We start from the raw sequence: 19,302 nt of genomic DNA, 5'->3' as shown, positions 1-19,302 counted from the left end.
CTATTCCGCCGCCAGCCCGGTCGCGGCCGCCTCGGCTTGCCTGATGTAGTCGTGCACGACGCGGCCGAACGGCAGCGTCAGATCGGCGATGTAGTGATGCGCGCCGAGGCAGCGGCGCACCGGGAAATCCGCGACCGGCGCGTTGACATGCGGCACCAGATGCAGCCGTCCCGGCCCCATCCAGGAGCCCTTCGGCACGATGTCGACGAGGTTGATCGCGACCAGCTGGCAGACCTCGAGACGGCCGTCGACGCCCGGGATCATCTTCAGATTGATCTGCGTCTTCGACAGCGTGGCGCGGGTGAGATCGCCGTTGCCGGCCATGCTCTCGTGCTTGTAGCCCATGGTGCCCATGGCGACGAGCTGGCCGGCATATTCCAGCGTGCCCGTCAGCGTGTCCTTGACGATCTCGAGCTTGGGATGTGCGTACTTCTTGGGAAAGCCCCAGATCTCGCGGCCGGCGGCGATCGGCGGATCGTCGTCGAGATACATCTGCGAGACGAAATTGACCTCCTCGCCATTGAGGCGCGCGGGGATGACGAGGCCGGATTCGGTGTAGCTGCCGAAGCCGGAGGAGTCAGGCATCCTGATCCATTCGTAATGCACGATCGGCTGGTCGATCGGCTGCAGCGGCTCGGGCAGGCCGGCGCGGATCAGCTCCGGATCGGTCTCGTAGGTGATGACGAGGAATTCGCGGTTGACGAACCGATACGGCCCGGCCGGATAGCTCGGCCCCGCCGCCGGCATGGACGGAAGTCTCAGCACGTCTTCGCTACGCATCGCAGGTCTCCTGTGATCCTGATCGGCGGCAATTGCTAGCGATCCTCATTGACTGCGATGTGAAGCTTTTCCGTCAGCCGCACGACCCCTGCCGTTGCAGCGTGGTCGGTCTGCGTTGCCGGCGCTGCATCGGTGCCGCCTTGTCATCACGCCGTCACCACGGGACGCAATCGTCTGGCGCAAGCAGGAGGCATCGCCATGGACGCCCGCACGTCGCAACCGACATATCAGACACATCAGGCGCCCTCGCGGGGCTGGCGGCCCGAGCGCTGCGATCGCGTCGCGCTGGTGCTGCAGGGCGGCGGCGCGCTCGGCGCCTACCAGGCCGGCGTCTATCAGGCGCTGCACGAGGCCGGCATCGAGCCCGACTGGGTCTGCGGCGTCTCGATCGGCGCGATCAACTCCGCCATCATCGCCGGCAACAAGCCGGAGAAGCGGCTCGAGGCGCTGCGCATCTTCTGGGAGCGCATCACCAACCGCAAGATCTGGCACTACACCCCTGACGGCGACGTCTTCCGCCAGTGGCGCAACCTCACCAGCGCCTGGATGACCTGGGCGATGGGCCAGCCCGGCTTCTTTACCCCGCACCAGGTCAATCCCTGGTTCAGCCCGGTCGGCGCGCGCACCGCGACCAGCTATTACGACACGATGCCGCTGAAGGAGAGCCTGCTCGAGCTGGTCGACTTCGATCTCATCAACGAGAAAAGGGTCCGCTTCGCGGTCGGTGCAGTCAACGTGCTCTCGGGCAATTTCATCTATTTCGACAATTCCCATGACGAGATCGAGCCGGAGCACATCATGGCCTCCGGCGCCCTGCCCCCGGCGCTGCCGATGGTGCGGATCGGCACCGATCATTTCTGGGACGGCGGCATCGTCTCCAACACACCGCTGCAGCATCTGCTCGACCAGGAGGATGCGCTCAACTCGCTGGTGTTCCAGGTCGACCTGTTCAGCGCGCGCGGCGTGCTGCCGCGCTCGATCCAGGACGTGATGGCCCGCCACAAGGACATCATGTATTCCTCGCGCACGCGCCACAACACGGACGTCTATCGCCGCACCCACAATCTCAAGGTCCTGCTCCACAAGGCGCTGGCGAAGCTGCCGGACGAGCAGCTGTCCGACGAGGAGCGCAAGCTGAAGGCGAGCCTGTGCCACATGCCGGAGATCGCGATCCTGCATCTGATCTACCAGCAGAAGGCCTATGAGGGCGACGCCAAGGACCACGAATTCTCGGGCACCTCGATGCGCGAGCACTGGACCAGCGGCTATGAGGACACCAAGCGCACCCTGAAGCGCCGCGACTGGATCAAGATGCCGGAGGAAGGCATGGGCCTCGTGGTGCACGACGTGCACCGGGAGACGGAGAGCGCGTAGGAGCCCTCGTGTCCCGGACGCGCTGCAATGCGTAGCATTGCTGCGCAGAGCCGGGACCCAGACACTGCGCGATCCGTCGCAACATAGGCCCCGGCTCTGCAGCCGCATCGTCGTTCTGGACGATGCTTTGCATCGCCAGGGGGACGCCGCGCTACGTCCGGGGCACGAGACTGCCCATAAAACATGATCCATTCAGAAGACACACTGTCGCAATCTCGCGGCTCATTTCGCCTGAGCTTTGCTCTCTTCGTTGCCCTTCTTGTTCAGAAAGGGCGCAGGGAAGGCCGGGCGCCGGCTGGCACCCGCGGTCCCGTGTGCGAACAAGACGCGCACGGGGTGGACTACAGGTGTAGCCGTGCGACCGGCCTTCCCTGCGCGAATGGCTTTACGGCTTATGTCGCGCTCTCCCCGGGGAGCGATGCACTATTGCCCCCGTCGCCTTGCGGATGACTGATGTACGAACCCGGTTGGGCCGCAACATCACCGCAACACTTGACGCACAGACCCCGGGCGTCAGGACCACACGATTTTGCCGTCCGCGCACATCCCCGTTCCTGTCCCCGATGGCTTGCGTGCGCTCACCATCGAGGCCGAACCGAGGACGCCGTCAGCGCCGTGTCGTATCGCGCGTGCTGCTGCTCACGGGATTCCCGCCCTGCAGCCAGCCCAGCGCGCCGACGCCGTCGCGGCCACCGCCTCCCGGCCCGCGTCTCGTGACGATCGCGAAACGCCCCTTGCGACGGGCGGGATGGGCCATTGATACGACATATCCGAAATTCGGTAAATAGGAATGTTTTTGCGTCGAGGGATTGACAGGGGTGTTTTGCCCGACGGGCGGCGAGCGCGCGCCTGGTCAAGCGTTCGAGCCGCGACATGGAGTACTCGTCAGGTCAATTGCCCGTCAATTTCCACTGCGCAGCTTCGTCAACGGTGCTGACGGTAATTCTCCGGAATTGCTGTTGCGTCTTCCCCGGTCTGGGATGGACCATTCAATGCATCCACTTCGAGACAGACGACTGCCCCTGTATCTGTATCGTACATTGAGTCTGGAGATGATCATGCGCAACATTGCATCGGCGATTGCAATCGTGATCTCGTTGAGCGCGCCGGCTTTGGCTCAGAAGGCCGAGATCGAAGCAAACAACGCGAAATGGATAGAGATGTTCAACAAGGGAGATTTTTCCGGGATTGCGTCCCTCTACAGTGCCGATGCGACCGCGCTCCCGCCCGGCTCCGCGATGGTGCAGGGCCGACCAGCCATCGAGGTCATGTGGAAAAGCATGGCTGAACAAGTGAGCGATCCGAAGCTCACAACGGTGGATGTCAAGTCACTCGGTTCTTCCGCGGCCCGTGAGATCGGCACGTTCGTCCTGAAGACCAAGGGATCGACACCGCAGGACGTGACCGGAAAGTATGTCGTCGTCTGGGAGAAGGTCGGAAACGACTGGAAGCTCGCCACCGACATCTGGAACGACGGCAAGTAGCCGTCTTACCTCCAAGCCAGCGCTTGCGCAGAAGCAGGAGTGATCAAACCGACGCGCGTGTTCATTCGCCGTTGTCATTCGATACGCAGGCGCTATCGTGCGCATGCGGCGCAGCCGCGACATTCATCCGATAATTCTAGTCATGGGAGAATCGCATGAAATTCATAACCACCTGGAGCGTACCTCAAGGCACCTTCAATGCAGCCGTCGCCCGCTTTCTCGAGACCGGTGGCGCACCACCCGAGGGCGTCAAGATGCTGGGTCGCTGGCATGGCATGAATGGACAGGGATTTGCGATCTCTGAATCGAGTGATCCAAAAGCCATGTATCGTTGGCTCGCGCAATGGTCTGACCTGCTCCCGTTGACCGTCACGCCCTGCCTCGAGGACGGGGACGCGGGCGAGGTGATGGCGTCGCTCCCCAAGCGTTGATCATCAATACTCACGTCGCTGCCGCCGCTGAAACCGGCGGTGGTGACGTGTTCAACCGTGGTGAAGTCGCCGCTAAAGCGCATGCGATTAGGATGATTCGTCATCGCGCTTTGAGTTGTTGTTTGAGCATGATCTTTTCGGAAGACCGCTGCGCACTTTTCCGACTCATGCTTTAGCGCTCAGACAGGGGCCGAATCTCCCATCGCTCGAGCGGTCGATTGGCGCGCGGCCGTTCGTGCTGGCCCAGCCAGATCATGAGGAGAACCGGCGCGCCAGCGAGACCGCTGATGCCATCATTGGGCACTTGCGCCATCTTCGTCCTCAATCCTGCAGAATGGTCTCCGACAACAGGGCGGCTGCCTTTTGAAGCGGCGCGATGAACCGGTCCAGTTCGACGAAGCTCACGCGCGCCACCGGCACCGAGACGCCCAGGCAAGCGATCAATTCTCGATCGGGTGACAGAATGGGGACGGCGCACCCCACAACGCCCTTGACGTATTCTTCGTTTGTCTTGGCCCAGCCCTTCTGCCGCGTGTCCTCGAGGGTCTTCATCAGTCCGTGGACATCGACGATCGTCGTGTCCGTGTATCTGGTCAGAGGGAGTGCGCGGCACAAATTCGCCCTCGTCCGCTCAGGCAGTCTGCTCATGTAGATCTTTCCGGTCGACGTGCAGTGTAGCGGCGCCGCTTCTCCCGGATTGAACTGAAGGCCTTGCGGCTCCGAAACGCGAACGCTGTCGACATAGGCAACGACATTGTCGCGGACGACGCCAATCTCGCACTGTTCGCCGATCTCTCCCGCAACCGCCCGAAGCACCGCGTGCCGTCGCGCGGTGCGGAAGGCCGCTCCGATGACGGTCGCGGACAGTGTGACGAGCTGGTTTCCGACAACGTAACGCTTGGTCCCCAACGCCTTCTGAAGCAGTCCGCGGTCCTCGAGATTTCCGATCAACCTGTGCGCCGTCGGCAGCGGCAGCGAGAGAGCCTTTGCGATCTCGGCCGCCGAGACGGCTTTGCGCTGGTCGGCGACGTGCCGAACGATCGCGAAAGCACGATCCAATGGCCCGTCCTTCTGAATGCGCTTCGTCATTGCCCCCGGCCAAATTAGCTAGCGAAATCAAGATTTCGCATGATATTATCATTTTTCGGAATGAAAGATATTGAAAATCGAAAAATAAGTTTGTCGAAACTCCTAAAGCTCATATTCTCGGCGCGGCCGGTGACTGACCAGAAATTGTGCAACGCAGTCTCGCCGTTCCCAGAATCTCGCTCCGCCGCTTGGCCGAGAGCCAAGTCGCTGGCGGGGCGCCAACAGGAGATGTGCATGTCTCGTCACTACGACGTGGACGCCGTGAGGAAGGAATTCCCCGCTGTCGAGCGGATGGTCTATTTGGACTCCGGGTTTCAAACCCCGCTTGCACGCCCGGTGAAGGCCGCGATCGAGCTCTTCCTTCGCGAGGGCTTCGAGACGGCCGGACCGAAGAGCGTCTGGCTCGACCGGGTGGAGCAGACCCGCGCCAAGGTCGCTCGCTTCCTCGGCGTGACGGCGGATGAAATCGCCTTCACGAAAAACACGTCGGAAAGCATGAATGTCGCGGCAAACGCACTGCCGCTCCGGGCCGGTGACAATGTCCTGATGATCCACGGCGATCATCCGAACAACGCCTACGCATTCCTCCACCTGCAACGGAAGGGCGTCGAGGTCCGCTTCATCCCGATGACTGACGTCGTCGATGCCGACAGCTTTGCGCCCTTCATCGACGAGAACACGCGTGCGATCTCGATGTCGCACGTGACCTTCCACGCCGGTCACCGCTTTGACATCGAGAGCGTCGGCGCGATGTGCAGCAGGAAGAAGCTCTACTTCGTGGTGGACGTGATGCAGGCAATCGGCGTGGTGCCGGTCAACGCGAGGGCGATTGGCGCAACCTTCATCGGCTCCGGCAGCCACAAGGGATTGCTGGTTCCGCAAGGACTCGGGCTTCTCTATTGGGACAAGACGCTCAAAGAGCTGGAGCCGGCCTATCTGGCGGCCGCGAGCCTCGCCGAGGTCCCTGATGATCTCATCGCGCGTGCCGACAGAATGGCGCCCTCGCCCGCCGCCAGGCGCTTTGAGCTCGGCAACTTCAATCTGCCCGCGGTCCATGCGCTGAGTGCTTCGCTCGACATGATCGAGCAGATCGGGATCCAGAACATCCAGAACCACTGCTTCGACCTCGGCGATCACCTGATCACGCGCCTGGACGAGCTGGGCGTCGGCCTCGTTGGCCCGCGCGAGCGCAAGCATCGCGCTCCGCACATCTACGTCATCGCCCTGCCGGCATCGGACTGGCTTGGCCATTTCGAGGAGAACGGTGTGCGCGTGTCGCCCGAACGGGATGGCATTCGCGTCTCACTCGGCATGTTCAACACCGCCACCGACATCGATCGCCTGATCGACGTCATCCGCCGGCGAGGGCTCGGACGCCCTTCCGCCGCAGCTTGACCTCGAGAACCGATGGGAAGGGAAAAACCATGAAGACGCTTGTTCAGATGCTCGGACGCCTCTCAGGACTCCTGGCCGTCCTCCTGGCCGTCAGCCCAAGTCCCTCCGCGGCAGCCGACAGCCCGACGCTCGATAAGATCAAATCCAGCGGCGCAATCACGATCGGCCACCGCGAGGCTTCCATACCGTTCTCGTACCTCGGGCCCGATCAGAAGCCCATCGGCTTCTCGCTCGATCTCTGCGCGGCGATCGTCGATCGCATCAAGGAGGAGCTGAAGTTGCCCAACCTCAAAGTCAACTACACGCCAGTGAACTCCTCGAACCGGATTCCGCTGATCCAGAGCGGGACCGTCGACATCGAGTGCGGCGGCACCGCGAACGACAAGAAGCGGCAGGAACAAGTCTCGTTTTCGGTCGCGACGTTCGTCAGCCAACCGCGATGGCTCGTCAAGGCCACCAGCGGCGTGAAGACCGCCGGCGACCTGAAAGGCAAGACGATTGTCGTCACCCAAGGCTCCAACGCAGTCGGTTTCGCGCAGAGCGTCAACGCTAGGGAGCAACTCGGCCTCAACATCGTCCAGGCCAAGGACCATGCGGAATCCTTCCTGATGTTGAACACCGGCCGTGCGGCCGCCTTCATGGAGGACGATATCCTCCTCGCCGGGCTCAAGGCCGCCGCGCCAAATCCGGACGCGCTCCTGTTCCTTCCCGAGGGCTACGCAAAGATCTACTATGGATTGATGTTCACGAAGGGTGATGCCGGCTTCAAGGGCCTCGTCGACGACGTCCTCTCCAAGCAAATGGCATCCGGCCAGTTCGAGAAGACCTACGCGAAATGGTTCACCAAGCCGATTCCGCCCAAGGGTGAGAACCTCGCATTCCCCCTCACGGACGAGTTGATGGCGCGGATCGCGCATCCCAGCGATGCTGTCGACTGATTGACGGAGCTGACCGTCCCGCACGGAAATCCTCGTTCGCACCTGCAACCTGAGGGCTCGCGATGTTCGGAGTGCTTTTTGAACAGACGGCGGACGGCCAGCGCTATATCGACTGGCTTCTGTCGGGTCTCGGTTGGACGTTGGCCCTGGCCTTCTTCGGTTGGTGGATCGCCTTCGGCATCGGTGTGGTCGTCGGCGTAGGCCGCACGGTGCAGAATCGCTTCTTCTCCGTCCCGGCCCGGCTCTATGTCGAGATATTCCGGAACATCCCTGTCCTGGTGCAGATGTTCCTCTGGTACTTCGTCTTCCCGGAGGTCGTGCCCAGCGCGCTGGGCGATGCCATCAAGCAGATCCCGCCACCCTGGGCGTCGTTTTTCCCGGCGCTCCTCTGCCTGGGACTCTACACGGCGTCCCGAATAGCCGAGCAGGTCCGGGCGGGCATCGAAGCGCTCCCAAGGGGACAGATCGAAGCGGCCAACGCTCTCGGCCTCAATGGCTATCTCACTTATCGATACGTCATCGTGCCGCAGGCCTTGCGCCTCATCGTGCCGAGCCTCACCAGCGAGGTGATGGGCATCTACAAGAACACCTCCGTCGCCCTCACGATCGGCTTGATGGAGCTGACCGCCCAGGCGCGCCAGATCAGCGAGGCCACGTTCCAGACATTTACGGCATTTGGCGCAGCGACGATCATCTACCTTTGTCTGGCGCTGGTCGCCTATCAGGCCATGACCCTCATCGACAAAGCCGTCCGCATTCCGGGCAGCGCTCCCGTCAAGCCCGGGACTGACGAGGATCTGGCCACTGAGATGCGGCAAGGCGGCGCCGTGCCCAACGCCATGGAGGTCGTGAAATGAACACCCTCGATTTCTCGATCGTAACGCAATCGTGGCCCTATCTCTGGTCGGGCCTGCTCTTCTCGCTTGCGCTCACGGCCGCCGCATTCGTCATCGGCATGGTTCTCGGAACCTGCCTGGCGCTCGTTCAGCATTTCGAGATTCCGGTGTTCGCCCAGATCATCCGCGGCTACGTTGCGGTCATCCGATCGATTCCGCTGATCCTCGTCCTGTTCTGGTTCTTCTTCCTGGTGCCGATCGTGCTTGGGCATCTCAGCGGCAACGGCCGCCCGATTCCGATCGGCGCCACCTATACGGCCTTCATCACCTTCGGCCTGTTCGAGGCCGCCTACTACTCCGAGATCATCCGTGTCGGGCTGCGAGCGGTGAACAAGGGCCAGTTCGAGGCCTGCCAAGCGCTCGCGCTGTCCACCTACGACACCTACCGCCACATCGTCCTCCCGCAGGTCCTGCGCGTGGCCAGTCCGATCATCCTCAGCCAGACGATCATCCTCTTTCAGGACACCTCGCTCGTTTACGTCCTTTCCCTGACGGATCTTCTGGGTGCCGCTTCCAAGCTTGCACAGCTCAACGGCCGCCTCGTCGAAATGTACCTCGTCGTCGCAGTGGCCTATCTCGCCATCAGCTCGGCAGCTTCCCAGTGTGTCGCTGTCCTTCGCAAACGATACGCGCTCGCCACATCGCGATAACGCCTCTAGTCCGGGAGACGAACATGCATCGAGAGACCTCCAGCAATGCCGCACAGTCCGGTGCGATCGTCGTCGTCGAGAGCTTGGTGAAGCGGTTCGGCGCATTCACCGCGCTGAACGACGTCAATCTCAGCGTCGGCAAAGGCGAGAAGATCGTGCTGTGCGGACCTTCGGGCTCCGGCAAGTCGACGCTGATCCGCTGCATCAACCATATCGAGAAGCACGACGGAGGCCGGATCATCGTGGACGGCACCGAACTGAGCAACCGCCTCGCCGACATCAACAGCGTGCGCTGCGAAACCGGGATGGTGTTTCAGAGTTTCAACCTGTTTCCGCACCTCACGGTCGCCGAGAACTGCATGCTGGCCCCGATGAAGGTTCGCGGCATTTCGCAGGCAGATGCCCGCGATCGCGCACTGGGCTTGCTGCGGAAGGTTCGCATTCAGGATCAGGCGGACAAATATCCTGCACAATTGTCAGGCGGTCAGCAGCAACGCGTTGCCATCGCCCGAGCGCTGTGCATGCAGCCCAAGATCATGCTGTTCGACGAACCGACATCCGCGCTCGATCCCGAGATGGTCAAGGAAGTGCTGGACACCATGGTCGAGTTGGCGCGGGACGGAATGACGATGGTCTGCGTGACACACGAGATGGGCTTCGCCCGCGAGGTTGCCGACCGTGTGGTCTTCATGGATCGCGGAAGCATCGTCGAGGAGGCAGATCCGGAAACATTCTTTCGGGCTCCCCGCACGGAGCGAGCGAAGGGCTTTCTGAACCAGATCATCCACTAAAGGCGCGATGAGATCAGGATGAATCGTCATCGCGCTTTGATTTGGTGTTTGGCTACTTCACATCCTTGTTCAATTCGATCGCGACTTCCGCCATCCAAGAGCCCGGTGCCTCCATCAGGAAGGACTGATGGTTGCTCCTGGTCTGGATCGTCACCAGCGCGGCCACCGTATTTCCCTCTATTCGCGCCTCGATGAGGCCGTCCTTGTTGGTGCCGTAGACCTTGCCGCCCTGCCGGTACTCGCTCTCGAACCAGTTGCCGGAAAGCTCCGTCCCGCTCTGCTCGATGTTCGCGGACAGGACCATCTTGTACGCATCGCTCGCGCAGCGCAGGTCGAGTGTCAACGACCGCCCCGGCCTGGTCACGTTGTACGCCACCTTGCAGCGAACCTTCTCTCGCGGACCGTCCGACGGCTTCATCGTGCCGATGCCCGACCAGGCACCGGCCAGGCTGTCGAACACCGGCTCTGCGCACAATGGGCTGACGCCGCCAAGCACGAGGCAGGCCGCGCCGATGCCCATGCGCGCCGCCGAAAACTTCAATCGCATTCCATCAATCCCGATCTGAAAAGTCCGAGCGCGTTCTACGCCCGAACAGTCGCGGGAAGTTGTCGAAGATGTATAGAAACGTTGCAGAGATTGTCCGAACGTTGCCGCAATCGGCATTTTGGTACTTGGCGACCTGAGCGCGCGCCTCGCCCTTCGAGACGACCGCTTTCAGCGGTCTCCTCAGGATGAGGCTAAGCGGCATCGGAGCTCGTTAAGAGTGCTGCCGCACACTCCGTCCTCATCCTGAGGGCCCGCCAACGGCGGGCGTCTCGAAGGATGGCCACAGAGAAGTCGCCAAATGCGCTTGCCCTGCCTGCAAGCGGGAGAGAGTCGCGGCAGATCGGAGCGAAACCCGCCTCACCCCGGACCGGGCATGTTGCCCGCGAACTGGGGATAGCACTCCCGCAGCTCCTCGCGAATTCGGCCCCGGATCAAGGACAACGTCGCCTCGTCCGGCAAGGGCGTCGTGACCTCGCATTGCTCGTTGTCATACGAGAAGCCGGTTGTGCCTCGAATGTCGCGCCAACCATATCCCGGATGGGTGCTCTCGAGGCGAAAACGTCCCGCCTCCCGGTCAAAGGAAAACAGCGCCGCATTGGTCAGCAGCGCATGAGGACCGCCTCGCCGATAGACCGTCTCGTCGGTAACTCCAGGCGCAGAGACGAAGTCCACGCGCTCCACCAGGGATCGCAAGCTGTGCTCCTCACGGAACAGAATGACCCGCGGCACCAGGAAATACAGATAGGCGGAGCCGAATGAGCCGGGCCATCTGACCGGATTGTTCGGATAGTCGCCGGTGCCAACAAGGTTGACGTTGCCCCGGCCGTCGATCTGGCCGCCGCCGAGAAAGAAGGCGTCGAGACGTCCCTGCGCGGCGCAATCGAACAGCTCCTCGGCACCGCCGGTGAAGGAATTGTGCTTGACCGACCCCAGGATCGAGACCTGCACGTGCTCCAATCCGTCACGCTGGTTGAGCGCACGCAAAAGCATCGCTCCCGCCGCCGGCATCGGCGAGGATTGACCGACCGCAACATGCCGCACGCCCTTCAGCAGCCGCGAGATCGTGTAGATCATCAACTCACGGCTGGTGCACGCCTCGCTCATGCCGCGCTCCCCAGGCCCCGAACGTAGGCCTGGAAGCCTTCCGGCGAGCGCGCCGCGCGCGCGTATTTCTCGATTTCCTGCCCGTCCCTGGGATATTCGGCGTAGAGCCCGGTCGGCCACCCACCCTTCTCGAGCTGCGCCACCGCGCTCACGTAGATTGCGGGCAGCACGCCCGCTGCCATTTTCTCGTCGTCGAGCAGCGACACTTCGGAGATGCGCTCGACGGTCACAAAAGCCTTCTTCGACGCATGGGCCAGCAGCATCGTTTCGCGCCGGCGCCCGAGCCTGACGTTGCCGAACCGGTCCGCTTCAGGTGCATGAAACAAGGCGATGTCGGGCTGGATCGCCGAGACCACGACGATCTTCTCAGCGTCATCGAACGGATTGGACGTCACCTTCCAGTCGTCGCGCTTCTCCAGGACGTCGCTGCCGATGATGCCGCGGATCGGCATGAACGGCACCCCCTTCTCCGCGGCCGTTAACCCTGCGAACACCGCCGGACAAGTGGCATCACGGAGGCGGATGGATCCGTCGCGCACAGCCCGGCTGAAACAAGGCGCGCCGCCCGCTTCGCCGAGACTGACGGCGCTCGTCTCCAGCGTCGCCACGGCGCCGGCGCCGATCAGCATATCGACCTGCATGCCGCCAATCGGCGCGCAGACCACATGAAGATCGCGAATGCCGCGATCGATCAGCATCCGGACCAGTCCGGGGGCCGCGGCGTAGTCGTCCGGCGCCAGGCCGAGCTTGCACCCGGAGGGTATCATCTCCGCCATCTCTCGCGGCGTTACGAAGTCTGTCATGTCTTCACCTCTCCCTCGGGTCCCCATCAACACGCCGTGTCGCGTACGATAGCGCCCTAGTCCTTTGCCGCAAGGTCCCTTGACACGACGTAGCCATCGCGCGTCTGCGGCAGCTTCCAGCCCAGGACCTTGCTGGCAACCAAGGTGCGCAGCACCTGGGCCGTGCCGCCGCCGATCGTGAACATGCGGACATCGCGCGCCATCCGTTCGAGCGGAAAGTCGCGCGAATAGCCGCGGGCGCCGAACACCTGCAGCGCGTCGTTGACGATCTTGATGGCGGCTTCCGAGGCGAAGATCTTCGCCTGAGCGGCAAGCATGGGATCGGGGAATGCGCTGCCGCCCGGCCCCCGTGAAGCCGCCGCCGCGTGCAGCATCAGGCGCGATGCGGTCAGCTGCGTCTGCATATCGGCGAGCATCCAGTGCAGACCTTGAAACTCGCCGATCGGCCGGCCGAACTGCTCGCGCGTCTTGGCCCATGCGATGGCGTGCTCCAGTGCGCCGGCCGCAATCCCCATGGCGACCGTGCCGGCGCCGACACGCTGGCTGTTGTAGGCATTGATGAGGTCGGCGAAGCCGCGCCTGAAGCCCGACGGCGGCAGCAGCACCATGTCCGGCGTGATCTCGAGGTCCTCGAACACGAGCTCGCCCTCGGGCATGCCGCACAGCCCCATCGTCGTCTCGCGCTTGCTGACGCGGAGCCCTTCCGCCTCGCCGCGCACCGCCAGGAAGCCGCCGACGCCCAGCTCCTCTCCGCTCTCGTCGAACACGCGCGCAAAGATCAAATGGAGACGAGACACCCCGGCGCCGGTGATCCAATGCTTCCTGCCGTTGAGCACATAGCGGTTGCCGCGCTTGTCGGCTCGCGTCGTCATTCCGCTCGCGTCGCTCCCCGCATCCGGCTCCGTGATGCAGATGGCCGGCTTGTCGCCATCCAGGACGAGATCGGCCGCGCGCTTTTTCTGCGCGTCGGTCCCGTAGGCCATCACGGTCGAGATGGCGCCCATGTTGGCCTCGACCACGATGCGCGCAGACACGGTGCAGGACCGGGCGATCTCCTCGATGACCAGCACCGTGTCGAGGAAGCTCCGACCCTGGCCGCCATATTCGACCGGAATGGTCATTCCCATGAAGCGCTCGACCTTCAGCGCCTCGACGACGTCCCATGGATATTCACGCGACCGGTCGATGTCGGCGGCACGTTTGCGGATCGTCTCGTTGGAGAGCGCAGCAGCCCTCTCCTTCAGCGCCAGCTGCTGGGTTGAGAGCTCCATGTCCGTTCTCCATGTCCGCGGACGAGCGTGCTTGCCGAACAGGTCAGTCAGCCCGATCAGCCGCGTCCCATGTTATAGAATTCCGGGTTCGGACGCATGCTGGTGACGTTGGCAAGCCGGTTGGAGAGACCGAAGAAGGCCGAGATCGCGGCAATGTCCCAGATGTCGTCTTCCGTGAACCCGTGCGATTTCAGCGTGGCGAAATCGGATTCGGAAACCTTGTAGGCCTCGGTCGAAACGCGCACGGCGAAGTCGAGCATCGCCTTCTGCCGGTCGGTGATATCCGCCTTGCGGTAATTGACCGCGACCTGATCGGCAATCAGCGGATCCTTGGCGCGGATGCGCAGGATCGCGCCATGCGCGATAACGCAATACTGGCATTGATTTAGGTTGCTGGTCGCAACCACGATCATTTCCCGCTCGGCCTTGCTGAGGTTGCCGGGCTTGTCCATCAGCGCGTCGTGATAGGCAAAGAACGCGCGAAACTCGTCCGGCCGGTGCGCCAGCACGAGAAAGACGTTCGGAATGAAGCCGGACTTCTCCTGGACCGCCACGATGCGGGCGCGGATGTCGTCTGGCATGTCGGCCAGATCAGGGACAGGGAAGCGGCTGACTGCAAGTGCCTGGGTCATGGCGTTATCCTCGGTACTCGTCGATGGAAGTTGGTACGATCACGCGTTCCTTGGCCTGGATCATCGCGATAAATCCTCGCGCGAAGACGTCGAGTGCGTCGGGGCGTCTTTCCAGCTTCGCCCGCAGCACCGCGCCCTCCCAGCCGATCCAGAAGAAATGCGCGAGGCTGTCGCAATCGGCGTCTTTCGGAATGTGGCCCGCCTGCTGCGCCGCGTGGAGGCAGCGGGCGGTCCGGGCTTCCCAATCCCTGAGAACGGCAGCGAGGCGCTTTCGAAACGGCTCCGGCAGCGCCCCCATCTCCTGCCCGAGATTGCCGACGAGACAGCCGCGTCGATAGCCGTAGCGCGCCATGCCCGACCGCGCGTCCGCGATGAAATCGCGCAGGCGGTCCAGCGGAGCCCGCGCTGCATCGTCGAACCATCGATCCAGCTTGCGGGCGAAATAGGCGGCGTAAGCATCGATCAGTTCGAGGCCGAAAGCCTCCTTGCTGCCGAAGTAGTGATAGAACGAACCCTTCGGCACGTCGGCGGAGTCCAGGATCTCCTCGACGCCGACGGCGCTGAATCCCTTTTCGGTCAGAATCGCAACGCCCGTGCGCAACAGACGCGCGCGCGGCGCATTCGGTTGCGACTGGTCCTTGGGAGGACGGCCCCGTCGGCGCGGCTCTGATACCGAGGCTGCTCTGTTCATGAAGGTTTATTAGACCGATCGTCTTGTCAAATCAACCCTCTTCCTCCCAAGGCTCAGATCTCTCGCGGAGCGCCTTCGTCACCGGCTGCAGTTCGAGACATCTTGCCGTTAGACTCCCTGCGCCAAACGTGGACAATACCCAGGCACGTCACGTGCGCAGTGCACACCAAGATGCGCCAGGGGAAACGAAAATGCCGGCTGCCTTCCCGTCGTCCGAACCCGCTATTCCAACCACTCCCTTGACTGTCGAGATGCGCGATGCGTTGCGCGCGATCGTGGGTGACAAGGGCCTCATCGAGGATGAGCACGGCAAGCAACCGTTCGTGACGGATTGGCGGGGATTGCTGGTTGGCGGTGCCGGCGCCGTCGTCCGTCCTGGCAGCACCGCGGAAGTTTCGAAAGTGGTCCGGCTTTGCCATGAGCACGGCGTCGCCATCGTGCCGCAGGGCGGCAACACCGGCCTGATGGGTGGGGCGACGCCCTGGCCTGCACACACCGGCATCGTGTTGTCGCTCGGCCGCATGAACCGCGTGCTGAACGTCGATCCCGTCGGCTACGCGATGACGGTCGAGGCCGGCTGCGTGCTGCAGACGCTTCAGGAGACGGCAAGCCGGCACGACAGGTTCCTGCCGCTCAGCCTCGGCGCCCAGGGCTCGTGCATGATCGGCGGCAATCTGTCGACCAACGCTGGCGGCGTGCAGGTGCTGCGCTACGGCAATGCCCGCAATCTCGTGCTGGGGCTCGAAGTCGTCCTGGCAAACGGCGAGGTCTGGGACGGATTGCGCGCGCTCAAGAAGGACAACACCGGTTATGACCTCAAGCACCTCTTCATGGGCGCTGAAGGCACGCTGGGCATCATCACCAAGGCCGTGCTCAAGCTGTGGCCGGCGCCGAAGGACGTCTCTACATCATGGCTCGCGATCCGCGATCCACGCGCGGCCCTGGAGATCCTGTCGGAAGCGCACGCGGCATCCGGAGACAATGTCGGCTCTTGCGAGCTGATGAGCCGCAGCGCGATCGACATGGTGCTGCGCCATATTCCCGGCACCCAGGATCCTCTCAAGGCCGACACGCCGTGGTACCTGCTGCTGGAATGGTCGTCCTCGCGGGCGCGCCAGGACGGCACTGAGGGCATGTCCGAGAAAATGGAGCAGTTTCTCGCCGATCAACTCGAGGCCGGCCGCGTGCTCGATGCGGTGATCGCTCACACGGTCAGTCAATCGCGCAACATGTGGCGCATCCGCGAAAGTGTCGCCGAGGCCTCCCGGGCCGAAGGTCCGGGGCTCAGCTTCGATGTGTCGGTGGCGATCTCAGGGATTCCGGAGTTCATCGCCAAGGGCACCACGGCGGTGCTCGACATTCTCCCGACCATCCGGCCCTATCCTTTGGGGCACATCGGCGATGGCAATCTGCATTTTTCGTTCATGGGGCCGACCGGCATGGATCAGCAGACGCTGACCCAATACAAGGGCGCCATCACTCGGGCCGTGAACGATCTCGTCACCTCGATGGGCGGCTCGATCTCGGCGGAACATGGCATCGGCATCGACAAGCTCGACGAGCTCAGCCATTACCGCTCGAAGACCGAGCTCGACATCATGCGGACCATCAAGCGCGCGCTCGATCCGCAGAACATCATGAATCCCGGCAAGGTGCTGCGGCTGTGACCGACGCTGCGCCCCGCGTCAACGATTGGTCGAGCGTGGGCAGGTCGCAACGATGTTGCGACCCGTCCGCGATCTTGTCGAGAGTGGTGTCCGCGGCCCTCAAGCCGCCGAACCGCCGCGCGGATTCACGATCGCGTACCCTCGCAATGAACGTGCGTGGATTCGCGTAGCGTGTCCGCCCGAGTTGGCGTCATAGGCCATCCAGACATCGCCTCCGAGGTGCTGCTCCAGAACGAAAACGTGTCCTCGGCGCGCAGCAACCATTCCCGGCGCGGGTGATGTCCGCGGAAAGCGCAGCCAATTGGCCGCAAGATTCAATTCCGGCACGATACGACCGAACACGCGCAGAGCCGCGCCGCAGCCGCAGAAGGACGAAGGGCAGCCTGCCGGACGACCGCCGACAACGCGAGCCCCGGAAACACCGGAGACGGTCGCCGGCGTGGCGGCGCCCCCTGCGTCAGTCACTGTCAGCTGCGTCGAGCGGTACGCTTGCAGTGACGGCGTGGAATTCAGTGAGGATCTGGAAGCTAGTGAGTATCTGGAAGTTAGTGAGGACCTGGAAGTCCGCTCGCGCTGCATCTGCGAATACGAGAAGTCGCAGGGCATGGTGACATTGCATTCGGAAGCATGATGAATGCGATAAGGTCGCGCTTCCGAAGGGATAGAGCTCAAGACAACGAAGAGGTACGCAGAAATTACTAGCCTGTACATTGCAGGACTCCAAAATAGAGTGGTCCTGCCCCAGGCAACGAGAAACCAATAACAGTTTGGCTGAAATGGGCCTAAAGAGCGGCTGAAAATGGCTGCATCTGCGCGACGCTGTCTGCAATCATCATAGCCTACAAATAGCGAGCGAAATGATTAACTCGCAGAGAACGAATGAGCGCTCCGCGCGTTCAACGCACTGCATGCAACCAAGTCCAGTTCGCAATGGTCGAGGCTTCTGCAGCAAGCTCTCCCCGTCACTGCGCTGCCCCTGATCGGCACGACGCCGCTATTCACTGCATCATCGCAGCCGCGATCTTCTCCGCCGACATCAACACGGGAAAATTGGTGTTGGCGCATGGCACCACCGGAAAGATCGAGGCGTCGACGACGCGCAGGCCCTGGATGCCCTTGACGCGGCCCTGATTGTCGACCACCGCCATCGGATCGTCGGCGCGGCCCATGCGGCATGAGCAGGAGGCGTGCCACACGCCGATCGTCGCCTTGCGCACGAAGGCCTCCAGCGCCTCGTCGTCGTTCATCACCTGATCGAAGGTGAAACCTTCGACCACGAAATTGTCGATCATGTAGTGGCGCAGCGCCGCCGGCCCGTCCATCAGCGTCGCGGCGATCTTGGTCAAGATCCTGTTCTTGGTGTTGACCACGCCGATCTTGCGGACCTTGTCCGTATAGGCGGCCGGGAACGGCTTGTCCGTCACCGCCTTGACCACGTCGCTCATCTGCACCGCCGCCATCTTGCGGAAGCCGCTCATCAGGCGATCGAGATCGCGCCGGTCGGACAACAGATTGAACTCGACGACCGGCTCTGCCGACGGATCGCGCGAGGCGAGCTTGACCTGTCCGGTCTCCGAATAGGTCTTGTTGACGAAGGTCAGCAGCGAGCCGATCTGCTCGCCGACCGCATGCCAGGCCGACTTGGAGAGCAGGACGACGAACATGTCGCCCTTCGGCACGCCTGCGAGATCGGAGGAATAGCGCAGGCCCAGCTGCATGTGGCGCCTGGTGTGCTCGTTCATGCGCGCGCCGCGGCGGACAAAGGACGACAGCGAGATCGAGGGATGATCCATCAGGCGCTGGCCGACGCCCGGCAGTCCCATCAGCACAGGAATGCCGAGATCCTTGAGGTGGCCGACCGGCCCGATGCCGGCGCGCAACAGATGCGCCGGCGAATGGATGGCGCCGCTGGACAGAATGATCTCGCGTCCGCGGAATTCCTGCTCGCGTCCGTCAACCATCGCTTTGACGCCGACGCAGCGCGTGCCCTCGAACAGCAGCTCGCGCACTTGCGTGTTGGTGGAGATGGTGAGATTGGCGCGCTGGCGGGTGTCGCGATCGAGATAGCCCATCGCGGCGGAGACGCGTTGTTCGGCCTGGTTCGAATGCGTCACCGGGAAGAAGCCGTCGACGAACTCGCCGTTCTGGTCCGGCAGGAATCGGTGGCCGGCCTGCTGGAAAGCATCGGCGAAGGCCTGCGAATGCCGCGTCCAGTGCTCCCTGGGGATGCGGCGGACCGGGATCCGGCCATCCTTGCCATGGTACGGTCCGTCGAAATCGAGGTCGCGCTCGACTTTCTTAAAGAAGGGCAGCACGTCGTTCCAGGTCCACCCTTCGGCGCCGCGCGCGTCCCATTCGTCGTAATCGGTGGGGGCGCCGCGGTTGGCCATCTGGCCGTTGATCGACGAGCCGCCACCGAGCACGCGCGCCTGCTCGTATTTGCGCAAGGGAGGCCGGCCCACGTGTGGGTTGTTGTGGCTGACGACCTGCGTCGTGACCTTGAGCTCGGTCCAGTGGAAGCGCGGATCGAAATAGGCCGTGCCCGGATAGCTGTCCCTGATCTCGGCCGGCTCGTTACCGGGCGGCGTGTCCTGGCCGGCTTCGCACAGCAGGACCTTGTTGGCACTCTTCGCGGAGAGCCGGTGGGCCAGCACGGACCCCGCCGAGCCGCCGCCCACGATAATGAAGTCATACACGATTGGCGCGTCCTCTTGTTCTTGTTCGGGGAACGTAGCGCGTAATTGTTTTGAGGTCACGCC

Annotated in this window: 18 protein-coding genes; 9 read left to right on the top strand and 9 right to left on the bottom strand. The window is 62.9% G+C overall.

The genetic code is table 11. The annotated features are described in order from the left end of the window. Positions 1-780, bottom strand: coding sequence for an acetoacetate decarboxylase (locus BM190_RS05715; protein WP_092252657.1), 780 nt, complete (start codon positions 778-780; stop codon positions 1-3). Between the two features lie 198 nt (positions 781-978). Here BM190_RS05715 and BM190_RS05710 point away from each other — a divergent pair, with 198 nt between their 5' ends. The 3 genes from BM190_RS05710 to BM190_RS05700 all read left to right on the top strand — a co-directional run bounded on the left by BM190_RS05710 (position 979) and on the right by BM190_RS05700 (position 4,069). Beyond that, complete coding sequence (locus tag BM190_RS05710; RefSeq protein ID WP_092252655.1) at positions 979-2,154, top strand: patatin-like phospholipase family protein; 1,176 nt, start codon at positions 979-981, stop codon at positions 2,152-2,154. Positions 2,155-3,212: 1,058 nt separating this feature from the next. Then, the gene (locus BM190_RS05705; RefSeq protein ID WP_244550601.1) at positions 3,213-3,638 is read left to right on the top strand and encodes a YybH family protein; all 426 of its coding nucleotides are present in this window, start codon (positions 3,213-3,215) and stop codon (positions 3,636-3,638) included. A 155-nt stretch (positions 3,639-3,793) separates the two neighbouring features. Beyond that, positions 3,794-4,069 carry a DUF3303 domain-containing protein gene (locus tag BM190_RS05700; RefSeq protein ID WP_018319867.1) on the top strand — a complete coding sequence of 92 codons (276 nt, stop codon included), beginning with the start codon at positions 3,794-3,796 and terminating at the stop codon, positions 4,067-4,069. A 321-nt stretch (positions 4,070-4,390) separates the two neighbouring features. On the opposite strand, the gene BM190_RS05695 is transcribed toward BM190_RS05700, so the two are convergent. Next, on the bottom strand, positions 4,391-5,158 hold the full coding sequence (locus BM190_RS05695; RefSeq protein WP_092252650.1) for an IclR family transcriptional regulator: 768 nt from the start codon (positions 5,156-5,158) through the stop codon (positions 4,391-4,393). A 234-nt stretch (positions 5,159-5,392) separates the two neighbouring features. Here BM190_RS05695 and BM190_RS05690 point away from each other — a divergent pair, with 234 nt between their 5' ends. The 5 genes from BM190_RS05690 to BM190_RS05670 all read left to right on the top strand — a co-directional run bounded on the left by BM190_RS05690 (position 5,393) and on the right by BM190_RS05670 (position 9,828). Continuing rightward, on the top strand, positions 5,393-6,553 hold the full coding sequence (locus BM190_RS05690) for an aminotransferase class V-fold PLP-dependent enzyme (RefSeq protein ID WP_177236927.1): 1,161 nt from the start codon (positions 5,393-5,395) through the stop codon (positions 6,551-6,553). A gap of 29 nt (positions 6,554-6,582) precedes the next feature. After that, a complete protein-coding gene (locus BM190_RS05685; protein ID WP_092252646.1) occupies positions 6,583-7,491 on the top strand; it encodes an amino acid ABC transporter substrate-binding protein in 909 nt (302 codons plus the stop codon). A 62-nt stretch (positions 7,492-7,553) separates the two neighbouring features. After that, positions 7,554-8,348: an amino acid ABC transporter permease gene (locus BM190_RS05680; RefSeq protein WP_092252644.1), complete on the top strand. Its 795-nt coding sequence runs from the start codon at positions 7,554-7,556 to the stop codon at positions 8,346-8,348. Beyond that, a complete protein-coding gene (locus tag BM190_RS05675; RefSeq protein WP_018319862.1) occupies positions 8,345-9,037 on the top strand; it encodes an amino acid ABC transporter permease in 693 nt (230 codons plus the stop codon). Before BM190_RS05680 ends, BM190_RS05675 begins: the two co-directional genes overlap by 4 nt. A gap of 23 nt (positions 9,038-9,060) precedes the next feature. Then, positions 9,061-9,828 carry an amino acid ABC transporter ATP-binding protein gene (locus BM190_RS05670; protein ID WP_092252642.1) on the top strand — a complete coding sequence of 256 codons (768 nt, stop codon included), beginning with the start codon at positions 9,061-9,063 and terminating at the stop codon, positions 9,826-9,828. 52 nt (positions 9,829-9,880) lie between these two features. Here BM190_RS05670 and BM190_RS05665 read toward each other — a convergent pair whose 3' ends face one another. The 6 genes from BM190_RS05665 to acuR form a co-directional block, all read right to left on the bottom strand. After that, entirely contained in the window at positions 9,881-10,375 is a 495-nt protein-coding gene (locus BM190_RS05665; protein ID WP_092252640.1) for a hypothetical protein, read from the bottom strand. A 357-nt stretch (positions 10,376-10,732) separates the two neighbouring features. Further along, positions 10,733-11,479: a CoA-transferase gene (locus tag BM190_RS05660; protein WP_092252638.1), complete on the bottom strand. Its 747-nt coding sequence runs from the start codon at positions 11,477-11,479 to the stop codon at positions 10,733-10,735. Then, on the bottom strand, positions 11,476-12,282 hold the full coding sequence (locus BM190_RS05655) for a CoA transferase subunit A (RefSeq protein WP_177236926.1): 807 nt from the start codon (positions 12,280-12,282) through the stop codon (positions 11,476-11,478). The genes BM190_RS05660 and BM190_RS05655 overlap by 4 nt, the downstream gene beginning before the upstream one ends. 56 nt (positions 12,283-12,338) lie before the next feature. Beyond that, on the bottom strand, positions 12,339-13,553 hold the full coding sequence (gene acdA / locus BM190_RS05650; protein WP_092252636.1) for a 3-sulfinopropanoyl-CoA desulfinase: 1,215 nt from the start codon (positions 13,551-13,553) through the stop codon (positions 12,339-12,341). Positions 13,554-13,609: 56 nt separating this feature from the next. Next, a complete protein-coding gene (locus BM190_RS05645; protein ID WP_092252634.1) occupies positions 13,610-14,185 on the bottom strand; it encodes a peroxidase-related enzyme in 576 nt (191 codons plus the stop codon). A 4-nt stretch (positions 14,186-14,189) separates the two neighbouring features. After that, entirely contained in the window at positions 14,190-14,876 is a 687-nt protein-coding gene (gene acuR, locus BM190_RS05640; protein WP_092252632.1) for an acrylate utilization transcriptional regulator AcuR, read from the bottom strand. Positions 14,877-15,067: 191 nt separating this feature from the next. Between acuR and BM190_RS05635 the strand changes: the two genes are divergently transcribed. Next, positions 15,068-16,543, top strand: coding sequence for an FAD-binding oxidoreductase (locus BM190_RS05635; RefSeq protein ID WP_092252629.1), 1,476 nt, complete (start codon positions 15,068-15,070; stop codon positions 16,541-16,543). Positions 16,544-17,541: 998 nt separating this feature from the next. Here the strand turns inward: BM190_RS05635 and BM190_RS05625 are convergent. Continuing rightward, positions 17,542-19,239, bottom strand: coding sequence for a GMC family oxidoreductase (locus BM190_RS05625; RefSeq protein ID WP_092252627.1), 1,698 nt, complete (start codon positions 19,237-19,239; stop codon positions 17,542-17,544). Between the last annotated feature and the right edge of the window lie 63 nt (positions 19,240-19,302).

This window comes from Bradyrhizobium sp. Rc3b, assembly GCF_900114915.1.
In the GTDB taxonomy this organism is placed as follows: Bacteria; Pseudomonadota; Alphaproteobacteria; order Rhizobiales; family Xanthobacteraceae; genus Bradyrhizobium.
Note: the sequence above shows the minus strand (reverse complement) of the source record. Positions and strands in the feature narration are given on the sequence as shown.